The 19,709-nt window shown below is 70.1% G+C and carries 21 protein-coding genes; 18 read left to right on the plus strand and 3 right to left on the minus strand.

All coding sequences use genetic code 11. The features are described from left to right. The first annotated feature begins 2 nt into the window (after positions 1–2). A complete protein-coding gene (gene pcaH, locus AC1D1T_RS18695; RefSeq protein WP_477992292.1) occupies positions 3–680 on the plus strand; it encodes a protocatechuate 3,4-dioxygenase subunit beta in 678 nt (225 codons plus the stop codon). A gap of 11 nt (positions 681–691) precedes the next feature. Beyond that, positions 692–1,210 (plus strand): peptidase associated/transthyretin-like domain-containing protein, encoded by a 519-nt coding sequence (locus AC1D1T_RS18700; RefSeq protein ID WP_465110731.1) that lies wholly within the window; start codon positions 692–694, stop codon positions 1,208–1,210. Positions 1,211–1,228: 18 nt separating this feature from the next. On the opposite strand, the gene AC1D1T_RS18705 is transcribed toward AC1D1T_RS18700, so the two are convergent. From AC1D1T_RS18705 to AC1D1T_RS18715, 3 genes are read right to left on the minus strand one after another with little or no spacing between them, the layout of a single operon-like run. After that, positions 1,229–2,221 carry a Gfo/Idh/MocA family protein gene (locus AC1D1T_RS18705; RefSeq protein WP_477826201.1) on the minus strand — a complete coding sequence of 331 codons (993 nt, stop codon included), beginning with the start codon at positions 2,219–2,221 and terminating at the stop codon, positions 1,229–1,231. Beyond that, positions 2,218–3,237 (minus strand): NAD-dependent epimerase/dehydratase family protein, encoded by a 1,020-nt coding sequence (locus AC1D1T_RS18710; RefSeq protein WP_477826200.1) that lies wholly within the window; start codon positions 3,235–3,237, stop codon positions 2,218–2,220. The genes AC1D1T_RS18705 and AC1D1T_RS18710 overlap by 4 nt, the downstream gene beginning before the upstream one ends. Continuing rightward, the gene (locus AC1D1T_RS18715) at positions 3,234–3,707 is read right to left on the minus strand and encodes an Lrp/AsnC family transcriptional regulator (RefSeq protein ID WP_047508983.1); all 474 of its coding nucleotides are present in this window, start codon (positions 3,705–3,707) and stop codon (positions 3,234–3,236) included. The genes AC1D1T_RS18710 and AC1D1T_RS18715 overlap by 4 nt, the downstream gene beginning before the upstream one ends. A gap of 127 nt (positions 3,708–3,834) precedes the next feature. Here AC1D1T_RS18715 and rocD point away from each other — a divergent pair, with 127 nt between their 5' ends. From rocD to AC1D1T_RS18795, 16 genes are all read left to right on the plus strand, one after another. Continuing rightward, entirely contained in the window at positions 3,835–5,121 is a 1,287-nt protein-coding gene (gene rocD / locus AC1D1T_RS18720) for an ornithine--oxo-acid transaminase (protein WP_477840466.1), read from the plus strand. Between the two features lie 94 nt (positions 5,122–5,215). Further along, entirely contained in the window at positions 5,216–6,187 is a 972-nt protein-coding gene (locus tag AC1D1T_RS18725) for a hypothetical protein (protein WP_477826536.1), read from the plus strand. A 144-nt stretch (positions 6,188–6,331) separates the two neighbouring features. Continuing rightward, a complete protein-coding gene (locus AC1D1T_RS18730; protein ID WP_477840468.1) occupies positions 6,332–7,552 on the plus strand; it encodes a methyl-accepting chemotaxis protein in 1,221 nt (406 codons plus the stop codon). Positions 7,553–7,579: 27 nt separating this feature from the next. After that, positions 7,580–7,948: a response regulator gene (locus AC1D1T_RS18735; RefSeq protein WP_047508981.1), complete on the plus strand. Its 369-nt coding sequence runs from the start codon at positions 7,580–7,582 to the stop codon at positions 7,946–7,948. Next, positions 7,945–8,244, plus strand: a complete 300-nt coding sequence (locus AC1D1T_RS18740; protein WP_465110737.1) for an STAS domain-containing protein — start codon at positions 7,945–7,947, stop codon at positions 8,242–8,244. The genes AC1D1T_RS18735 and AC1D1T_RS18740 overlap by 4 nt, the downstream gene beginning before the upstream one ends. Positions 8,245–8,266: 22 nt before the next feature. Then, entirely contained in the window at positions 8,267–10,393 is a 2,127-nt protein-coding gene (locus AC1D1T_RS18745; protein ID WP_477826538.1) for a chemotaxis protein CheA, read from the plus strand. A gap of 44 nt (positions 10,394–10,437) precedes the next feature. After that, positions 10,438–12,132 carry a methyl-accepting chemotaxis protein gene (locus AC1D1T_RS18750; RefSeq protein ID WP_477992293.1) on the plus strand — a complete coding sequence of 565 codons (1,695 nt, stop codon included), beginning with the start codon at positions 10,438–10,440 and terminating at the stop codon, positions 12,130–12,132. Positions 12,133–12,162: 30 nt separating this feature from the next. Beyond that, entirely contained in the window at positions 12,163–12,963 is an 801-nt protein-coding gene (locus tag AC1D1T_RS18755; protein WP_477825866.1) for a CheR family methyltransferase, read from the plus strand. A 7-nt stretch (positions 12,964–12,970) separates the two neighbouring features. Next, a complete protein-coding gene (locus AC1D1T_RS18760) occupies positions 12,971–13,507 on the plus strand; it encodes a chemotaxis protein CheD (protein WP_477992294.1) in 537 nt (178 codons plus the stop codon). Then, positions 13,504–14,574 (plus strand): protein-glutamate methylesterase/protein-glutamine glutaminase, encoded by a 1,071-nt coding sequence (locus tag AC1D1T_RS18765; protein WP_477825864.1) that lies wholly within the window; start codon positions 13,504–13,506, stop codon positions 14,572–14,574. The genes AC1D1T_RS18760 and AC1D1T_RS18765 overlap by 4 nt, the downstream gene beginning before the upstream one ends. A gap of 129 nt (positions 14,575–14,703) precedes the next feature. Continuing rightward, positions 14,704–15,360: a hypothetical protein gene (locus AC1D1T_RS18770; RefSeq protein ID WP_477825863.1), complete on the plus strand. Its 657-nt coding sequence runs from the start codon at positions 14,704–14,706 to the stop codon at positions 15,358–15,360. Beyond that, a complete protein-coding gene (locus tag AC1D1T_RS18775) occupies positions 15,357–16,031 on the plus strand; it encodes an ABC transporter ATP-binding protein (RefSeq protein ID WP_477825862.1) in 675 nt (224 codons plus the stop codon). Before AC1D1T_RS18770 ends, AC1D1T_RS18775 begins: the two co-directional genes overlap by 4 nt. Beyond that, the gene (locus AC1D1T_RS18780; RefSeq protein WP_477825861.1) at positions 16,028–17,236 is read left to right on the plus strand and encodes an ABC transporter permease; all 1,209 of its coding nucleotides are present in this window, start codon (positions 16,028–16,030) and stop codon (positions 17,234–17,236) included. The genes AC1D1T_RS18775 and AC1D1T_RS18780 overlap by 4 nt, the downstream gene beginning before the upstream one ends. 11 nt (positions 17,237–17,247) lie before the next feature. Continuing rightward, a complete protein-coding gene (locus tag AC1D1T_RS18785) occupies positions 17,248–17,979 on the plus strand; it encodes an outer membrane lipoprotein-sorting protein (RefSeq protein ID WP_465110745.1) in 732 nt (243 codons plus the stop codon). Position 17,980: 1 nt separating this feature from the next. Beyond that, on the plus strand, positions 17,981–18,970 hold the full coding sequence (locus tag AC1D1T_RS18790; RefSeq protein ID WP_477992295.1) for a hypothetical protein: 990 nt from the start codon (positions 17,981–17,983) through the stop codon (positions 18,968–18,970). Positions 18,971–19,124: 154 nt separating this feature from the next. Further along, on the plus strand, positions 19,125–19,709 hold a 585-nt coding region (locus AC1D1T_RS18795; protein WP_477992296.1), incomplete at its 3' end, for a carbohydrate-binding protein.

Genomic DNA, 19,709 nt, shown 5'->3' on the forward strand with positions numbered 1-19,709 from the left:
AGGTGGCCCCGGGCGTGTACCCGAGCCTGATCCATCCCCCCTACCAGTCCACCCGCAGCCGGGGCCCGATGCAGCCGCCGTTGCGCGTGAAGGCACCGGCGCCGGCACGCGACGGCGTGCGTTTCTCTCCGGCGCTGGTCGGCCCGAAGGACCTCGACCTGACGGCTCACGGCAGCAGCGCACCGCTCGGCGAGAAGATCATCGTCAGCGGCCGCGTGGTCGACGAGGACGGCCGCCCGGTGCGGCGCTCGCTGCTCGAGGTGTGGCAGTGCAATGCGGCCGGCCGCTACTGGCACAAGAAGGACCAGCACGATGCGCCGCTCGACCCCAATTTCCACGGCATCGGCAAGATGTTCACCGACGACGACGGCCGCTACCGCTTCGTCACCATCAAGCCGGGGCCGTACCCGTGGGGCAACCACGACAAGGCCTGGCGACCGGCGCACATCCACTTCTCGCTGTTCGGCAACGTGCTGGCGCAGCGGCTGGTGACGCAGATGTATTTCGCGAACGACCCGCTGTTCGCGTTCGATCCCATCTTCCAGAGCATTCCGGATGCCGCGGCGCGAACCCGCCTGGCCGCGCACCTGAACATGGACCACACCGACGGCGGCAACGCCCTCGGCTACGACTTCGACATCGTGCTGCGCGGCCGCCACGCGACGCCGATGGCCCTGTGAGCACCGAAGCCATGACGAGCAGGATCACTTCATCGCAGACCATCGGTCCGTTTCCGCACGAGGGTTGGCGCTGGGCCGCCGAGCTGTCGCAGCTGGGGGCCACGGCCACGACCTGGATCACGATCGGCGGCACGCTGTTCGACGGGCAGGGCCAGCCGGTGAGCGATGGCTGGGTCGAGGCCTGGTCACCGGCTGCGGCGACGGGCGAGCATGAGCGCCCGATGCCCGGCTTTCGCCGTTGCCCGACCGGCGAGCGGGGCGAGTTCCGGATCGAACTGGCCGCTTCGCCGCAGGCCGCCCCGGGCGAGCCGGCGGCCTGGATCACGCTGTTCGCGCGCGGCCTGCTGAAGCACCAGTTCTGCGCGGTGTTCCTGGCCGATGCGCCGGGGCTTGCGAGCTCGGAACTGCTGGCGCAGGTGCCGGCGGCGCGCCGCGACACGCTGCTCGCGCAGCGCCAGGCCGATGGCAGCTACCGCTGGGACATCCACCTGCAGGGCGAGCGCGAGACGGTGTTCCTCGATTTCGAGTGAGCGTGCGGGGCCCGGGTGTCAGCGGTTCGCCGCCGCGTGCGCGCGGGCGAGCAGCGCGTCCATCGCGACGGCCTGCGCGATCGAATCGTCGAGCGTGATGCGCACCGCCTCGTGGCCGAGCGCCGCCGCCTCGAAGTGCCGCACCATCAGCGCATACGGGTCGCAGGGCGCGAAGCGCTCGACGTGATCGCCGATGCGCAGCACCGCCTCGACGTCCTTCCAGCCGAACGGCGTCTCCAGCCGCAGGATGCCGTCGCGCAGCAGCGCCTCGAACTGCGTGTGCGGCGGCAGCGAGAACGCGCAATCGAAGTGGCCGGTGACGTCGCCGTGCGCCGTGTCGAAACGCAGCATCGCGTGCGCCGCATGGTCGACGCGGCCGCCTTCGGCATCGGGCGGCGTCAGCCCGGCCGCGACGCCGAGCACCACCGGCTCGACGCCGGCCAGCCACCGCATCACGCTCAGCGGATAGCAGCCCAGGTCGTACAGCGCGCCGCCGCCCATGCGGCGGCTCCAGCGCACGTCGGCCGGGTCGTGCAGCGTGTAGGTGAAGTGGCTGCGCATCCATTTCAGCGGGCCCCAGGCCTCGCCGCGCACCAGCGCCTGGGCGCGCGCGAGCTGCGGGTGGAAGTGGTGCATGAAGGCTTCCATCACCAGCCGCCCGGCGGTGCCGGCGGCGGCCTTCATCCGGCGCGCCTCGTCGGCGCTCAGCGCGAGCGGCTTCTCGCACAGCACGTGCTTGCCGGCTTTCAGTGCGGCCAGCGTCAGCGGCAGGTGCGCATGGTTGGGCAGCGCGATGTAGACCGCGTCGATGTCGTCGCGGGCCAGCAATGCGTCGTAGCCGGTCGCGAGCGGGATCTCGTGCTTTGCGGCGTAGGCGGCGCCGCGGACTGGATCGCTGCAGCCGACCGCGACGATCGGGCTGCCGGTGCTGCGGAAGGCCGGGATCAGCGCCGATGCGGCGATGCGGGCGGCGCCGATCAGGCCCCAGCGGAGGGTGGGTGGAGAGGTCATGGCCGTGGTGGTGCGAGCTTCGCCCATCGTGCCAGCAAATCCCGTTCTCGCTCCACCGTCAGCTTGCCATCGCGCCGCGAATCGCCGAGCGCGGGGATCGGCTCGGCCAGGATGTCGGCTGCGGTGTCCAGCAACGGCCGCGTTTGCAGCCCCGCCGCTCGCGCCCGTGTCACGCTCACTGCGAGGAAGCCCTGCGAATCCGCCTCGCTCGCCGGGATCCACAGCGGCAACTCGGTCCACAGGCGCACGCCTTCGGCCTGCAGGAAGGTCTCGCCGACGAGCCGTGGGGTCGCCGGCGCGTGCCCCGCGTGCACGGCCGCGGTGATGCAGGCGTCGATCATCTGCGGCCAGGTCAGCGGCCCGTCGACCGGGCCGGTCGCGTTGAAGTCGCCGCGCGTGCCGCGCTCCAGCAACCGCAGCATCCACGCGGCGAGGTCGCGCACGTCGATCATCTGCAGCGGCGACGGCGCCTCGGGCACCAGCATCGTGCCGCCCGCCGCGGCGCGCCACGGCCAGTGGCTGAAGCGCCCGGTCGGGTCGCCGGGGCCGACGATCAACCCCGGCCGCACCACCAGCGCCCGCTCGCCCCACGCCGTGCGCAAGGCCGCCTCGCAGGCCGCCTTCTGCGCCCCGTAGTGTGCGGCGCTGCGGTCGTCCGGCGCCACGCCGTCGAACGATGCCAGCGGCGCCCGCTCGTCTTCACCCGGCCGAACGAGCGACGCATACGCCGACACGCTCGAGACGAACAGGTACTGCCCCGCATCGGACAAGGCCTCGGCGCTGAGGCGCAGGTCACCCGGCAGGTAGCCGCAGGTGTCGACCACCGCATCGAAGCGCCGGCCCTGCAGCGCACCGAGATCGCGCTGCCGGTCACCAACGATGCATTCGACGCCCGCCGGCCAGGCACGGCGCGCCCGCCCGCGGTTGAACACCGTCACCGCATGCCCCGCCGCGCAGGCCGCATCGACCACGGCCGCACCGAGGAACACGCCGCCACCGAGCACCAGCAGCCTCATGGCGACACCGGCAACGGCGACGGCGCCTTCACCTCTTCCATGCAGATCATCGAACGCACGTCGTCGACGCCGGGCACCTGCATCAGGCGGTCGGTCAGGAACTGGCTCAGGCTCTTCAGGTCCTGCGCGACCACCTTCAGCAGGTAGTCGCTGTCGCCCGACACCGTGTGGCATTCGAGGATCTGCGGGAAGGCGCGGATGTCGGCCTCGACCTCGCGCACGCGGCCGAACTGACCGCCGTCGATGTTCAGGCTGACGTAGGCCATCACACCCAGCCCGAGCGCCTGCGGATCGACCTGCGCGCGGTAGCCGCGGATCACGCCGCGCTCCTCCAGCGCGCGCACGCGGCGGAAGCACTGCGGTGCCGACAGGTGCACCTGCGCCGCCAACTCCACGTTGCTGGCGCGGCCATCGGCCTGCAGGGCTTCCAGAATCTTGCGGTCCAGGCCGTCAATCGCTCCACCGTTCATCGCTTCGCCTTCATTGATGCATGAATCGTGCGTCAACGGCGGCAAGGATGCAAGTTTTGGAAAGCAAATTTCGCCGCCGCATCTCTAGACTGTGAGCGTTCGCTATGCATTCAGACCAGGAGTTGACATGACCACCGCCGCCCGCGCCGCCGCCCTGCAAGCCCGCCACGCCGCCCCGCAGGAATCTCCGATCACGCTGGAGCAACGCCACGGCGCCCACAACTATCACCCGCTGCCGGTCGTGCTGACGCGCGGCGAGGGCGTGCACCTGTTCGACGACCGGGGCCGGCGCTACCTGGACATGATGTCCGCCTACTCGGCCGTCAGCTTCGGCCACAGCCACCCGGAGCTGGTGCGCGCGCTCACCGAGCAGGCGCAGACGCTGGCCGTGACGAGCCGGGCCTTCCACACCGATCGGCTCGGTCCCTTCCTACAGACACTGTGCCGCATGACCGGCATGGCGCGGGCGTTGCCGATGAACAGTGGCGCCGAGGCGGTGGAGACCGCGATCAAGGCGGCGCGCAAATGGGCCTACAAGGTCAAGCGCGTGCCCGAGGGCCAGGCGCAGATCCTCGTCGCCGAGGGCAACTTTGCCGGCCGCACCACCACCATCGTCGGTTTCTCGACCGAGGCGCAATACCGCGACGGCTTCGGCCCGTTCGCGCCGGGTTTCAACGCGGTGCCGTTCGGCGATGCGCGGGCCCTGGAGGCCGCGATCACGCCGCACACCGCCGCCTTCATCGTCGAGCCGATCCAGGGCGAGGCCGGCATCATCGTGCCGCCGGCCGGCTACCTGAAGGCGGTGCGCGAGATCTGCACGAAGCACGACGTGCTGATGATCTGCGACGAGGTGCAGACCGGCCTCGGCCGCACCGGCCGCCTGCTGGCCTGCGAGCACGACGGCGTGCTGCCCGACGGGCTGGTGCTCGGCAAGGCGCTCGGCGGCGGGCTGCTGCCGGTCAGCGCGTTCCTGGCGCGCGAGGACGTGATGGCGCAGTTCACCCCCGGCGACCACGGCAGCACCTTCGGCGGCAACCCGCTGGCGGCGGCGGTCGGGCTGGCGGCCCTGCAGCTGCTGGAGCGCGAGCAGCTGGCGCGCCGCGCGCAGGAGCAGGGCGAGTACCTGATGGCCCAGCTGTGGAAGCTGCGGCATCCGGCGATCACCGACATCCGCGGGCGCGGCCTGCTCGTGGGCGTGCAGATCGATCCGGCGTTCGCGAGCGCACGCGAGGTCTGCGAGCGGCTGATGGACGAAGGCGTGCTGACCAAGGACACGCACCACACCGTCGTGCGGCTGGCGCCGCCGCTGGTGATCGAGCGGGCGCAGGTCGACGAGGCGGTGGGGGCGCTGCGGCGGGTGCTGCTGGCGATCGATGCGAAGGCGGGGGTGCGGGGCAAGGCTGTCGTGGCCTGAAGGTGCTTCGGCGGGCTGTGTCTGCGGGCGACGGAACGAACGGGCGGTCGCGGTGACAGAGCGTCTGTCAAAACACTGCTCCTGGAGCTCACCGATGTCCGTTCAGACAGTCACAGCCCGTCCTTCCGTGATGTGGGAGCCCATCTCCATCGACGACTACGATGTCTACTCGCGCTTGCATGCGGGGCGGCTTGCGTCGCGCGAGTATGCGAGCGCTGTCCTCTCCATGCTGGTCCGGGGCAGTCAGCTTCCGGCCGGCCTGGTCGACAGGTCCTTTTCGTGGCTGAGGGTCGTGGACCAGGAATTCTGTCGAGGCGAGGGGCTCATCCGGGAACTCGGAACAGATATCGGATTGAAGAGGGATCCCGTGGGAGAGGCCTTGCGTCCGCTGAAGCGGGTCATCAATGAAAGCGAAAGCAAGTTCGGGAGGGCGAACGAAGAGCGCCAGCGCCGTCAAACGATATCGATGGTATGGGCGTCGACCCTCTGCGATGTCAAAGCAAAACTCGATGACGCAAGCAAGCGGGCCTGTTCCAGCCTCCCCCAGCGGCTTCACCAGGAGATCGGTGATTTGATCCGCGACTTTGAAGATGATCTCTGTGGCTACGATTGGCAAGCCTGTTGCGAGACCATGGCAGTGCTGGATCGCCTCGTCACCAGTGAGTTGGTGGTGTCGCCGAACGCGCACTCGCTCGGTCAGCGCAAGTTTCCAGAGAGCCGCCCGCGCGGAAACACCGAGCGCGCCCTGGTGTCATTGAGAACGCTCGCAGTCGACCATGCCGCAACCCTGGTCGAGCGGATGATGCTCCACCCGACACTTTCCGGGGTGCACGAGCAACTCAAGACGGCCGTGGACGTTCTTGAACGAGAGGCGACACGAGCGTCGGCAGATCTGGATGCGGCGATGAATGGGTTGATTTCAGAGTGGATCCGCGGCCTGAGATCGGCTGCGGATGGCGACGACGGAAGGTCGTACTGCAAAACCTTCACAGCATTGCGGCAAACCCTTGCGACATGGATTCACCAAGAGAGGAGTGAACGCCGGGGGACTGCCGAGCCTCTTTGACACGCTGTTCCGCGCCGACACCTTCGGGTTAACCCGAGTCCTTGTTACCGTCTCTTACACGCACTGCGCAAGGCCTGCACAGTTTTTGGCCTGCGCGTCGCACGTCGCGCTTTATTTCCGCGCCGGGCATGCCGACAAGTACGCATGTCCTCCTACAGCCTTCCCTCCGTGCAACAGGCGGCGCCCTCGGTGCCGTCCTCCAGCACCCCACCTTCCCGCCTGTCGCCGAGCGCGTTCGCCTGCACCGCGATGGGCCTGGCCGGCGGCATCGCCACCTGGGCCGCGAGCGGCTGGAACGGCTGGGCGTTGCTGGTCGGCGCCGGCCTCGGCATCGCCGGTGCGCTGTTCGACCGCCGCCAGGCCACGCTGCGCCGCCAGCAGCGTGACGCCACCGCGGCCTTCGTTGCCGGCACCGAGCGGCTCGGCCGCGAACTGCTGCCGGTCTGGGGCGGCCACATCGAAAGCTCGCGCGCGCAGATGGAGAGCGCGATCTCCGAGCTCGCGCTGCGCTTCGGCGGCATCGTCGACAAGCTCGACCAGGCGATGCGCGCCTCCAACCTCGCCGCCGGCAACATGCAGGGCAGCGACCAGGGCCTGGTGGCCGTGTTCGCGCACAGCAGCAAGGAACTGAACGGCGTGCTCGATTCGCTGCGCGCCGCGATGGCCAGCAACGGCGCCATGCACGACGAGGTGCAGAGCCTGAACCGCTTCGTCGCCGAGTTGCAGGAGATGGCCGCCGAGGTCGCCAACATCGCCTCGCAGACCAACCTGCTCGCGATCAACGCCGCCATCGAGGCCGCGCACGCCGGCGAGACCGGCCGCGGCTTCTCGGTGCTCGCACAAGAGGTGCGCAAGCTGTCGGCCGCCTCCGGCGAGACCGGCCGGCGCATGGCCGACAAGGTGGCGCTGATCGGCGACGCGATCGCCACCGCACGTCGCAGCGCCGACGCGTCGGCCGAGCGCGAGGCCGCGTCCATCGTCGCCTGCGAGACCACCATCAACAGCGTGCTCGGCGGCTTCCACACCGTCACCGATGCGCTGGTCGCATCGGCCGACGTGCTCAAGCGCGAGAGCGTCGGCATCCAGGGCGAGATCGGCGAGGCGCTGGTGCAGCTGCAGTTCCAGGACCGCGTCAGCCAGGTGATGTCGCACGTGCGCCAGAACATCGAGCAGCTGCCGGCCGAGCTGACGCGCAGCCGCGAAGGCTTCGAGCGCGACGGCGTGCTCCAGCCGGTCGACAGCGCCGCACTGCTGGCCCAGCTGGAGAAGACCTACGCGATGGCCGACGAGCGCCAGCTGCACAGCGCGCAAGCCGGGCAGGGCGCGCAGGCCGCGGATGCGAGCGAAGAGATCACTTTCTTTTGACAACGACAGACCGGGAAGCACAACACCATGGCCAAGAACATCCTGATCGTCGACGACTCCGCCTCGGTGCGGCAGGTCGTCAGCATTTCGCTGAAGCAAGCCGGCTACGACGTGATCGAGGGGGTCGACGGCAAGGACGCGCTGAAGCAGCTCACCGGCCAGAAGGTCCACCTGATCATCAGCGACGTCAACATGCCCAACATGGACGGCATCAGCCTCGTGAAGGCGGTCAAGCAGATGCCGGCCTACAAGTTCACGCCGATCGTGATGCTGACCACCGAGTCGCAGGAGGCGAAGAAGAAGGAAGGCCAGGAAGCCGGCGCCAAGGCCTGGGTCGTCAAGCCCTTCAAGCCCGAGCAGCTGCTGGGCGTCGTGCAGAAGCTCGTGCTGCCATGAGCTCTCTGCGCATCGAAGGCGAGCTGACGATCTATCGCGCCGCCGAACTGAAGCAGACGCTGCTCGCCGCCGTGGCGGAGCACGCCGAGCTCGAGGTCGACCTGTCGCAGGTCGGCGAGTTCGACAGCGCCGGGCTGCAGCTGCTGCTGCTGGCCAAGCGCGAAGCCGCTGCCGCCGGTCGCACGCTGCGCCTGGTCGACCACAGCCCGGCCGTCGTCGAGGTGCTGGAGCTGTTCGACCTGGCCGCGCATTTCGGCGATCCGCTGGTCGTCGGCTCCGCGCAGCGCGCTGCCTGACCTCTCCCTGGAAGGCATTCCGATGAACATGGACCAGGCCCTGCAGACCTTCTTCGCGGAAAGCCGCGAGCTGCTGGAAGACATGGAAGCCTCGCTGCTGCGCGTGCGCGAGGAAGACGAGCCGGCCGAGACGATCAATGCGATCTTCCGCGCCGCCCACACCATCAAGGGCTCGGCCGGGCTGTTCGGCCTCGACCAGGTGGTGGCGTTCACGCACGTCGTCGAGAGCGTACTCGACGAGGTGCGCGAAGGCCGCATCGCGGTCGACGAGCCGCTGGTCTCGCTGCTGCTCGCCTGCGGCGACCACATCGGCGCGCTGGTCGATGCGGTCGAGTCCGATCCGAACCAGGTCGACCCGGCGCTGGTGCAGCGCGGCGAGCCGCTGCTGCTGCGCCTGCGCGCGCACCTCGAGCCGTCGTCCGGCGCCGTCGTGGCGGCACCGGCGCCCGCGTTCGAACGCATCGCCGCCAATTCGCACGATGCCGACCTGTGGCACATCTCGCTGCGCTTCGGCCGCGACGTGCTGCGCAACGGCATGGACCCGCTGTCCTTCATCCGCTTCCTCGGCACGCTCGGCCAGGTGGTCGGCATCGTGACGCTGGCCGACGCGCTGCCGCCGGCCGCCGGGATGGACCCCGAGTCCTGCTACCTCGGCTTCGAGATCGCCTTCCGCAGCCAGGCCGACAAGGCGGCGATCGAAGGCGTGTTCGATTTCGTGCTCGACGATTGCACGCTGCGCATCGTGCCGCCGCACAGCCGCATCGGCGACTACATCGACCTCATCAAGGCGATGCCCGAGGAATCGGCGCGCCTGGGCGAGATGCTGGTGCGCTGCGGCACCGTGACCGCCCACGAACTCGAAGCCGCGCTCGCCGCGCAGGCTGAAGCCGTGCCGACCCCGCTGATCGGCACCGTGCTGGTCGAGCAGGGCCGCGTCTCGCCGCCGGTCGTCGAGGCCGCGCTCGAGAAGCAGAAGCGCGTGAAGGACGCGAAGACGCAGGAGAGCCAGTCGATCCGCGTCGACGCCGACAAGCTCGACCACCTGATCAACCTGGTCGGCGAGCTGATCATCGCGTCGGCCGGCGCCAGCCTGATCTCGCGCAAGACGCGCAACAGCGAGCTGCAGGAATGCCACTCGGTGCTGTCCGGCCTGGTCGAGGAGGTGCGCGACAGCGCGCTGCAGCTGCGCATGGTGAAGATCGGTGCCACCTTCAGCCGCTTCCAGCGCGTGGTGCATGACGTGTCGCGCGAGCTCGGCAAGGACATCGGCCTGGTCGTCAACGGCGAGGACACCGAGCTCGACAAGACCGTGGTCGAGAAGATCGGCGACCCGCTGACCCACCTGGTGCGCAACGCGATCGACCACGGCATCGATTCGGCCGAGCTGCGCGCCGCGCGCGGCAAGCCGGCCCGCGGCACGGTGATGCTGAACGCATTCCACGACTCCGGCAGCATCGTGATCGAGGTCAGCGACGACGGCGGCGGCCTGAACCGCGAGAAGATCCTCGCGAAGGCCGTCGAGCGCGGCCTGGTCGAGGCCGGCCGCACGCTGAGCGATGCCGAGATCTACGGGCTGATCTTCGAGCCCGGCTTCTCCACCGCCGAGAAGGTGACCAACCTGTCCGGACGCGGTGTCGGCATGGACGTCGTCAAGCGCAACATCGTCGCGCTGCGCGGCAGCGTCGGCATCGCCAGCACGCCGGGCGAGGGCACTACCGTCACGGTGCGGCTGCCGCTCACGCTGGCCATCATCAACGGCTTCCAGATCGGCGTCGGCAAGGCGGTGTTCGTCGTGCCGCTCGACATGGTCGACGAATGCGTCGAGTTCAGCGCGGAGACCGGCCACGACTACACCGACCTGCGCGGCGAGGTGCTGCCGTTCATCCGGCTGCGCGAGTTGTTCGACATCGACGGCCCGCAAAGCGCGCGGCCGAACATCGTCGTCGTCAAGCATGCCGGCCAGAAATTCGGCCTCGTCGTCGACACGCTGCTCGGCGAGGCGCAGACCGTCATCAAGCCGCTGTCGAAGATGTTCGGCCAGGTCCGAGGCATCAGCGGCTCCAGCATCCTGGGCAGCGGCGAGGTCGCGCTGATCCTCGACGTGCCGGCCCTGATGCAGAGCGCCGGCACGCCGGTCGCGGCCGCCTGAGTTCACCAGTTTTTGCCCCACCAGATTCCAGGGAGAACCACACCATGTTCAGCAACTTCAAGATCGGCGTCCGCCTGATCGCGGGCTTCATGCTCGTCGCCTCGATCAGCGCCGTGATCGGCTTCATCGGCATCTCCAACACCAGCCAGATGAACGAGCTGGCCGACAACATGTACACGAAGGAGCTGATGGGGCTCTCGTACATCAAGGAAGCCAACATCAACCTGATCTACATCGGACGCGCCCGTTCGAACTTCCTGCTGGCGAGCACGCAGGCCGAGCGCGACAAGCACATGGCGTCGATCGCGAAGAGCCTGGCGTCGATGAAGGACTACATCGAGAAGGCCAAGCCGCTGTTCGTCAGCGACCGCGCGAAAGAGGTCTTCACCGCGTTCGGCACGCTGTCGGAGGACTACCAGCGCGAGATGCAGCGCGCGCTGACGCTCGCGTCGGCGAAGAAGCTCGCCGACCGCGACGAGGTGCTGGCGCAGTCGCTCGACCTGGTGCGCGACAAGGCCAACAAGCTCGACGAGATGCTCGACGAGCTGATCCGGCAGAAGGAAGAGCGCGCCAAGGCGGCCGCCGAGCACACCGAGGGCCTGTACCGCAGCAGCCGCACCGTGATGATCGGTGCGATCGCCGGCGGCGTGGTGCTGGGCCTGCTGCTCGGCTTCTTCATCAGCCGCAGCGTCAGCAAGCCGCTGGGCCGCGCGGTCGACGCCGCGAACCGGCTGGCCGAAGGCGACCTGACGGTGAAGATCGACGTCACCGGCCGCGACGAGACCGCCCAGCTGCTGCAGGCGATGAAGCACATGGTCGACAAGCTGTCGCAGGTGGTGACCGAGGTGAACAGCGGCGCGGAAGCGCTGGCGGGTGCATCGGAAGAGGTGAGCGCAACGGCGCAGTCGCTGTCGCAGGCGTCGAGCGAGCAGGCGGCGGGGGTGGAGGAGACGAGCGCATCGATCGAGCAGATGACGGCATCGATCTCGCAGAACACCGAGAACGCGAAGGTGACGGACGGGATGGCGACGAAGGCGGCGAGCGAAGCGGCCGAGGGCGGCGAGGCRGTGCGYGCGACGGTGGCGGCGATGAAGCAGATCGCGCAGAAGATCGGGATCATCGACGACATCGCATACCAGACGAACCTGCTGGCGCTGAACGCGGCGATCGAGGCGGCGCGTGCCGGCGAGCACGGCAAGGGCTTCGCGGTGGTGGCGGCGGAGGTGCGCAAGCTGGCCGAGCGCAGCCAGGTGGCGGCGCAGGAGATCGGCACGGTGGCGGGCTCGAGCGTGGAGCTGGCCGAGAAGGCGGGGCGCTTGCTGGACCAGATGGTGCCGAACATCAAGAAGACCTCGGACCTGGTGCAGGAGATCACGGCGGCGTCGGAAGAGCAGTCGTCGGGCGTCAGCCAGATCAATGCGGCGGTGAGCCAGCTGAGCCAGACGACGCAGCAGAACGCGTCGAGTTCGGAAGAACTCGCAGCCACGTCGGAAGAGATGAGCAGCCAGGCCGAGCAGTTGCAGCAGACGATGTCGTTCTTCAAGCTGGCGACCCACGCCGACGCGCCGCGGCAGCGCCCGGCTGCGCCGCGCAAGGCGGCAGCCAGGCCGATCGCAGCGGCAGCGAAGGGGGCCAAGGCGGGTGCGCGCAAACCGGCATCGGCCGCCGGCCACAGCGGCTTCTCGCTGCACGTGAACGGCGCGGGTGCGCTCGACGAATCGCAGTTCGCCCGTTTCTGATCCTGACCCGAGCGACCCCGCGGACCGGCCATGAACACCATCTCCGACAACGAGTTCGGCCTGTTCCAGCGCTTCATCTACGACGCGGCCGGCATCACGCTGTCGTCGGCGAAGAAGGCGCTGGTGTGCGGCCGGCTCGCGAAGCGGCTGCAGGCCTGCAACCTGGGCAGCTACAGCGAGTACTTCAAGCTGCTGACCAGCGGCCAGAACGGTGCCGAGGTGCAGACCGCGGTCGACCTGCTGACCACCAACGAGACCTACTTCTTCCGCGAGCCGAAGCACTTCGAGCTGCTGCGCGAGGCGGCGCTCGCGTCATCGAAGAAGGCGCAGCCGTTCCGCGTCTGGAGCGCGGCCAGCTCGACCGGCGAAGAGGCCTACAGCATCGCGATGGTTCTGGCCGACACGCTGGGCGATGCGGCCTGGGAGGTGACGGGCTCCGACATCAGCACCCGCGTGCTGCAGCGCGCGCGGCAGGCGCACTACCCGATGGAGCGCTGCCGGCAGATCCCGCAGACCTACCTGAAGCGCTTCTGCCTGCGCGGCATCGACGAGCAGCAGGGCACGCTGCTGGTCGACCGGACGCTGCGCAGCCGCGTGCAGTTCATGCAGGTCAACCTGAACACCACGCTGCCGCGGCTGGCGGCGTTCGACGTGATCTTCCTGCGCAACGTGATGATCTACTTCAACGGCGACACCAAGCGGCAGGTGGTGGCGCGCATCCTCGAGCAGCTGAAGCCGGGCGGGTTCTTCTGCATCGGTCACTCCGAGAGCCTGAACGACATCACGACGGCGTTGATCCAGGTGGCGCCGTCGATCTACCGCAAGCCGTGAGCGAGACATGGCGGCGGGGAGCACGATCCGATTCGACAGCGCCGAGCCCGGCGACCGGGTGCTGCAGCCCGGCGAGTACGCGGTCGGCGAGGCGCCGTTGCGCATGCGCACGCTGCTCGGCTCATGCGTGTCGATCACGCTGTGGCACCCGGCAAGACGCGTCGGGGCGATGTCGCACTTCCTGCTGGCCGCTCGCTCGCCGAGCCGGCTGGGCGTGCCCGACGCGCGCTACGGCGAGGAGGCGCTCGCGCTGATGCTGCGCCAGCTGCACAAGCGCGGCATCGCGCCGGCCGAGTGCGAGGCGAAGATCTTCGGCGGCGGCAACATGTTTCCCGAGCAGGCCTCGCCCGCCACGCCGAACATCGGCCGCCGCAACGGCGAGGCGGCGCGCGACCTGCTGACGGCGCACGGCATCCGCGTGCATTCCGAGAGCCTGTTCGGCAACGGGCACCGCCAGATGATCTTCGACCTGGCGACCGGCGACGTGTGGGTGCGGCAGGTCAACCCGGAATCGGCGTCGATGCCGCTGGAAGGCGGCGCATGAGCAACATCCGCGTGATGGTGATCGACGACTCGGCCGTCGTGCGGCAGGTCGTCACCGCGTTGCTGGACGACGCGCCGGGCATCGAGGTGATGGCCGCGGTGGCCGACCCGGTGCTCGCGATCGAGCGCCTCAAGCACGACTGGCCCGACGTGATCGTGCTCGACGTCGAGATGCCGCGCATGGACGGCATCACCTTCCTGCGCATGGTGATGCAGCAGAAGCCGACGCCGGTGGTGATCTGCTCGACGCTGACCGAGCGCGGCGCGAAGACCACGCTGGAGGCGATGGCCGCCGGCGCGGTGGCCATCGTCACGAAGCCGAAGCTGGGGCTGAAGCAGTTCCTGACCGCCAGCGGCGAAGAGCTGATCAGCACCGTGCGTGCCGCGGCCAAGGCCAACGTGCGGCGGCTGGCCGCCGGGCCGGCGGTCGCGCCGACGCCGGCGGCGAAGAACACCGCCGACGTGATCCTGCCGCCGGCCACGCGGGCGATGACGCAGACCACCGAGCGGGTGGTGGCGCTCGGCACCTCCACCGGCGGCACGCAGGCGCTCGAAGAAGTGCTGACCGCGCTGCCGCGCGTGACGCCGGGCATCGTGATCGTGCAGCACATGCCGGAGAAATTCACCGCGGCCTTCGCGGCGCGGCTGGACAGCCTGTGCCGCATCGAGGTGAAGGAGGCCGAGCACAACGACCGCGTGCTGCCGGGCCGCGCGCTGATCGCGCCGGGCGGGCGGCACATGCTGCTCAAGCGCAGCGGGGCGCAGTACTTCGTCGAGGTGATCGACGGGCCGCTGGTGAACCGCCACCGGCCATCGGTCGACGTGCTGTTCCGCTCGGTCGCGCGCAGCGCCGGCGCGAATGCGCTCGGCGTGATCATGACCGGCATGGGCGACGACGGCGCGGCCGGGTTGCTGGAGATGCGCAAGGTCGGCGCGCAGACCGTCGCGCAGGACGAGGAGAGCTGCGTCGTGTTCGGGATGCCGAAGGAAGCGATCAAGCGCGGCGGGGTGCAGCGGACGCTGCCGCTGGATGCGGTGGCGGCGGAGATCCAGAAGCAGACGGGCTGAGCTCCCGGGCGCCGTTCGCGCCGCAGGGCCGCCATTTCGCGCCGCCCGCGCCCGCTTCGTCGCAGCGCGGCTGCGCGACGACAGAACGCCTCCGAGGATGCGCGCCATCGCCACCTCCCGGAGACTTCGATGAACGGTTCCACCTTTCCGCGCACCCTGGCCGCCGCCGTGTTCACGCTCGTGCTCGCCACCGGCCAGGGGATCGGCCACGCCGCACCCGACGCGCAGTTCCGGCCCGCCTTCCAGCTCTTCAACCAGGCCTCGGCCGGCGACAAGGGCGTCGTCGACGCGGCGGCCGACGCCTTCGATGCGCTGCTGCAGGCCGAGCCGTCGAGCCCGGTGCTGATGGCCTACAGCGGCGCCAGCACCGCGATGAAGGCCCGTACGACTCTCCTGCCCTGGAAGAAGATCGGTTTCGCCGAAGACGGCCTGGCGACGCTCGACAAGTCGCTCGCGCTGCTGACCCCGGCGCACGATGCCGTCGGCCAGCACGGCACGCCGGCCAGCCTGGAGACGCGCTTCGTCGCCGCCAGCACCTTCCTCGCGGTACCTGACTTCATGCACCGCGGCGCGCGCGGCAGCGCGCTGCTGGCCGAGGTGCTGGCCAGCCCGCTGTTCGCGCAGGCGCCGCTGCCGTTCCAGGCCGCGGTGTGGATGCGGGCCGGCACGCAGGCCGCGAAGGAGAACCGCGTGGCCGATGCGCGCCGCTTCTTCGAGCAGGTCGTGCAGCGCGGCGCGCCGCAGGCCGAGCAGGCGCGCGCGGCGCTGCAGGGCCTGCCGTCGTGACCGCGGCTGCCGTCGAGTTGCGCGGCGTGCGCAAGACTTATCGGCTGGGCCCGCACGTGATCCCGGCGCTGCAGGGCGTGGACCTGTCCGTCGCGCGCGGCGAGCTGCTCGCGCTGACCGGCCCGTCGGGCAGCGGCAAGAGCACGATCCTGAACCTGTGCGGCCTGATCGACACCGCCGATGCCGGCGAGATCGCGATCGATGGCCGGCTGGTCGCCGGCCTCGACGAGACGCAGCGCACGCTGCTGCGCCGCGATGCGCTCGGCTTCGTGTTCCAGGGCTTCAACCTGGTGCCGGTGATGACGGTCGCCGAGAACGTCGACTACCCGCTGTTCCTCGCCGGCGTGCCGTCGGCCGAACGGCGCGCGCGGGTCGCCGCGCAGCTGCGGGCCGTCGGCCTGCAGGACCATGCCGGTCATCGGCCCGATGCGCTGTCGGGCGGCCAGCGGCAGCGTGTCGCGATCGCGCGGGCGCTGGTCAAGCGCCCGAAGCTCGTGATCGCCGACGAGCCGACCGCGAGCCTCGACTCCGCCACCGCCGACCAGGTGCTGGCGCTGATGCGCGAACGCGGCCATGCCGAAGGCGCCGCTTTCGTGATCGCGACGCACGACGCGCGCCTCACGCAGCGCTGCGACCGCACGCTGGCGCTGCGCGACGGGAGGATCGAATGAAGTGGTTGTACTTCGCGTGGCTCAACACGCTGCGCAACCGGCGCCGCTCGCTGGTCACCGTGGGCATCGCGGCGCTCGGCACCGCGGCCATCCTGCTGGCCGGCGGCTTCGCGCTGTCGACGTACCACGCGCTGGCGCAGGCCGCGGCGCGCAGCACCGGGCACCTGGTGCTCGGCCAGCCGGCGCAGTTCACGACCGATGAGGACACGCCGCTGCAGCACGGCCTCGACGATGTCGCCGCCTTGCGCGCCCGGCTGCTCGCCGACCGCGCGGTGCGCCAGGTGCTGCCGCGCGTGGAGTTCAGCGGCCTGGTCAGCAACGGCGACAAGTCGACCGTGATGATGGCCCACGGCGTCGACCCCGACGGCGAGTTCTCGGTGAAGGGCCCGTTCCTCACGATGACGGCCGGCGACGTGCTGGCCGGCACCGACCGCGCCGAGGTGATGCTCGGCGACGGCCTTGCGCGCAGCCTGAAGGCCCGGCCCGGCAGCAGCCTGACGCTGCTCGCGAGCACCACCGACGGCGCGCTGAACGCGCTGGACGTGCGCGTGAAGGGCGTGTTCTCGACCGGCGTGCCGGAGATCGACAAGCGCCTCGTCTACACCGACCTCGCGACCGCGCAGAAGCTGCTGAACACCACACGGGTATCGACGCTCGGCGTGTTCCTCGACCGCATGGACTCGACCGGGCCGGCGCGCGAGCGCATGGCCGCCCTGTTCCCGTCGCTCACGGTGCAGACCTGGCTCGACCAGGCCTTCTTCTACCGCTCGGTGCGCGATCTCTACAACCGCATCTTCGGCGCGCTCGGGCTGATCATCGGCGTGATCGTGGTGTTCGTCGTCGCGAACGCGATGGCGATGGCCATCATCGAGCGCACGCGCGAGATCGGCACGCTGCGCGCGCTCGGCACGCTGCCGTCGCAACTGCTGCGCACGCTGGCGCTGGAGGGCATGCTGCTCGGCGGTGCCGGCGCGCTGCTCGGCGCCGCGCTGGCCGGCGCGATCTCGCTGCTGCTGTACGTGGTGCCGGTGCAGATGCCGCCGCCGCCCGGCCGCTCCAGCGGCTACCCGCTGACGATCGAGGTCGATCCGCTGATGTTCGCCGCCACCGTGCTCGCGATGCTGCTGCTCGCGATGGCTGCGGCCGCGCTGGTCGCCCGCAGGACCGTCCACACGCCGGTGGTGGATGCGCTGGCCCACACCTGAAGGGACTCAACATGAAACGCCTCCTCGCGATCGTGCTCGGGCTGCTGGCCACGTTGGCCCAGGCCCAGGACATCGTCCCGCTGCTGAAGGCCGCCGACCGCTTCCGCATGGGCAGCGACAACCTGCAGGTCGACACGCTGATCAGCGTCTTCAACACCGATGGCTCGCCCGACAAGGAGCGGCGTTACACCGTCTTCGCGCAGGCCGGCCACCGCTCGCTGGTGCTGATGCGCAGCCCGGCCGAGAAGGGCCAGAAGGTGCTGATGCTCGGCGACGACTTCTGGCTGCTGATGCCCGGCAGCCAGCGCCCGCTGCGCATCACGCCGATGCAGAAGCTGCTGGGCGATGCGTCGACCGGCGACATCGCGACGCTCAGCTGGGCCGACGACTACGGCGGCCGCGTCATCGGCGAGGAGCGCTGCGGCGAGGTGGCCTGCCTGCACCTGAGCCTGGCGGCCAACCGCAAGGGCGTCACCTACCAGCGCATCGAACTGTGGCTGGGCACGAAGCTGCACGAGCCGCTGAAGGCCGAGCTGTACGTGCAGTCGGACAAGCTCGCGAAGCAGGCGGGCTTCGTGCTCGACGCGCCGGCCGCGCCGACGCGGGTGACCGAGATGGTGCTGCGCGACCAGCTGAGCAACCACAAGGAGACGCGGGTGCGCTACGTGTCGCGCGCGCCGCGCGACGTGCCGGAGGCCTGGCTGAACCCGATGTTCCTCGCGCGCAACCCGACGTTGGACTGAAATGCGGCGCTTCGTGGGGATCGCGGCGCTGTGGGCGCTCGCGGGCGGCGCCGTGGCCGCCGACGAGTTCAGCGGCCAGCTGCGCGCGCACCGCGAGCAGGTGGAGGGCATCGCACCGCCCGGCACCGACACGCTCGAGACCGAACTGCGCGGCCACTGGAAGGCGCTCAGCGGCAACGTCGTCTTCACGCAGCAGCGGCCCGACGGCGGGGCATGGCACGGCGATGCCGCCGTCAACGAGCTGTATGCGTCGGGCGACGCGCTGGGCTGGCAGTGGAGCGGCGGCCGCAAGATCGTCGCGTGGGACGTCGGCTACGGCTTCCGGCCGAACGACGTGGTGCAGCAGGAGCAGCGCCGCACGCTGCTCGCGACCACGCCGCGGGGCCGCGGCGTGGTGCAGGCCGAGCACTTCGATGCCGACACCGCGTGGACGCTGGTCTGGGTCAACCCGCGCAGCGATGCGCGCGCGGGTGGCGATGAAGAGGCGTTCGCCGCGCGCGTGTACCGGCGCGTCGGGTCGGCCGACTGGCACGGCTTTGCACGCGTCGGCGCGCGCTCGCGCGGCAGCATGGGCGCCGCCACGTCGTGGGTCGCGACCGACAGCCTCGAGCTGCACGCCTCGCTGCGGCGTGCGCAGCAGGCACCGCCGGCACCGGACATCACGCAAGCATTGGCCGGCGCCACCTGGACCGGCGAGAGCAAGCTCAGCCTGACGGCCGAGGTGTGGTCCGACGGTCTCGCCGCGGCACCTCAACCCCGCAGAAATGTGTATCTGCGTGCAGCTTGGGAGCACGAAGGCTGGCAACCTGTGGTCGACTTGCTGCTGGTGCCGGCCGACCGCGGCCGGATCACCACCGCGGCGCTCGGCTGGCAGGGCGACCGCTGGCGTTTCGATGCCGGCCTGCGCTGGTTCGGCGGGCCGCCGACCGCTGCCATCGCGCGGCTGCCGACGCGGCGGATCGCCTTTGTTGCAGGCACCTGGCCGTTTTGAAGGGCGCCCCGCTCCGGGATCTCCGCGCTTCACACCGCTCGTTACTGGTATTACTATGGTATTGCCTGGTAGCGTATTGGTTCCATGCGCCAATCGGGCATCGCCGTCCCGCCGCGCAGGTGGGGTTCATCGACTTGCCGAGGGAGATCCCACCATGTTCAACGCCCCGCACAAGCTGCGCCTGCTGGCCGCGCTGGCGACGTCCGTCGCCAGCGCGTCGGCCTATGCCGCCTACCCCGCCTGGAAGGCCGACACCTTCTACGCCGCCGGCACTGTCGTGTCGTACAACGGGCACGACTACCGTGCGCTGGTCAGCCAGACCGACTACGCCAGCACCGGCTGGAACCCGACCACGGCGAGCCTGTGGACCGACCTCGGCGTGAGCAGCGGTACGCCGCCGCCCGCGCCCGCACCGTCTCCGGCGCCTTCGCCGGCCCCGGCACCCGCACCGGCTCCCGCGCCGTCCCCGAGCCCCGCGCCGGCACCGGCCGGTTGCAGCCCGGTGTGGCTCGCCGCCACGGCGTACAGCGGCGGCGCGCTGGTCAGCGTGAACGGCACCAACTACAAGGCCAACTGGTGGACSCAGGGCCAGAACCCGTCGTCCAACAACGGCCCGGYCGGCAGCGGCCAGCCGTGGACGGCSACGACCAACTGCAACGCGCCGGCCCCTGCGCCCGCTCCGGCACCTGCGCCGGCACCGGCCCCCGCCCCTGCGCCGGCCCCTGCTCCCGCGCCGGCC

The sequence above is a fragment of the Rhizobacter sp. P2_H3 genome (assembly GCF_056403355.1).

Excerpts from the sequence above, each read along its gene's own strand:
- AC1D1T_RS18770 (WP_477825863.1), top strand. The coding sequence starts at position 14,704 with ATGAACGGTTCCACCTTTCCGCGCACCCTGGCCGCCGCCGTGTTCACG.
- AC1D1T_RS18790 (WP_477992295.1), top strand. The coding sequence starts at position 17,981 with ATGCGGCGCTTCGTGGGGATCGCGGCGCTGTGGGCGCTCGCGGGCGGC.
- AC1D1T_RS18785 (WP_465110745.1), top strand. The coding sequence starts at position 17,248 with ATGAAACGCCTCCTCGCGATCGTGCTCGGGCTGCTGGCCACGTTGGCC.
- AC1D1T_RS18755 (WP_477825866.1), top strand. The coding sequence starts at position 12,163 with ATGAACACCATCTCCGACAACGAGTTCGGCCTGTTCCAGCGCTTCATC.
- AC1D1T_RS18725 (WP_477826536.1), top strand. The coding sequence starts at position 5,216 with ATGTCCGTTCAGACAGTCACAGCCCGTCCTTCCGTGATGTGGGAGCCC.
- AC1D1T_RS18700 (WP_465110731.1), top strand. The coding sequence starts at position 692 with ATGACGAGCAGGATCACTTCATCGCAGACCATCGGTCCGTTTCCGCAC.
- AC1D1T_RS18710 (WP_477826200.1), bottom strand. The coding sequence starts at position 3,237 with ATGAGGCTGCTGGTGCTCGGTGGCGGCGTGTTCCTCGGTGCGGCCGTG.
- AC1D1T_RS18735 (WP_047508981.1), top strand. The coding sequence starts at position 7,580 with ATGGCCAAGAACATCCTGATCGTCGACGACTCCGCCTCGGTGCGGCAG.
- AC1D1T_RS18705 (WP_477826201.1), bottom strand. The coding sequence starts at position 2,221 with ATGACCTCTCCACCCACCCTCCGCTGGGGCCTGATCGGCGCCGCCCGC.
- AC1D1T_RS18740 (WP_465110737.1), top strand. The coding sequence starts at position 7,945 with ATGAGCTCTCTGCGCATCGAAGGCGAGCTGACGATCTATCGCGCCGCC.
- AC1D1T_RS18730 (WP_477840468.1), top strand. The coding sequence starts at position 6,332 with ATGTCCTCCTACAGCCTTCCCTCCGTGCAACAGGCGGCGCCCTCGGTG.
- AC1D1T_RS18715 (WP_047508983.1), bottom strand. The coding sequence starts at position 3,707 with ATGAACGGTGGAGCGATTGACGGCCTGGACCGCAAGATTCTGGAAGCC.
- rocD (WP_477840466.1), top strand. The coding sequence starts at position 3,835 with ATGACCACCGCCGCCCGCGCCGCCGCCCTGCAAGCCCGCCACGCCGCC.
- AC1D1T_RS18760 (WP_477992294.1), top strand. The coding sequence starts at position 12,971 with ATGGCGGCGGGGAGCACGATCCGATTCGACAGCGCCGAGCCCGGCGAC.
- AC1D1T_RS18780 (WP_477825861.1), top strand. The coding sequence starts at position 16,028 with ATGAAGTGGTTGTACTTCGCGTGGCTCAACACGCTGCGCAACCGGCGC.
- AC1D1T_RS18745 (WP_477826538.1), top strand. The coding sequence starts at position 8,267 with ATGAACATGGACCAGGCCCTGCAGACCTTCTTCGCGGAAAGCCGCGAG.
- AC1D1T_RS18765 (WP_477825864.1), top strand. The coding sequence starts at position 13,504 with ATGAGCAACATCCGCGTGATGGTGATCGACGACTCGGCCGTCGTGCGG.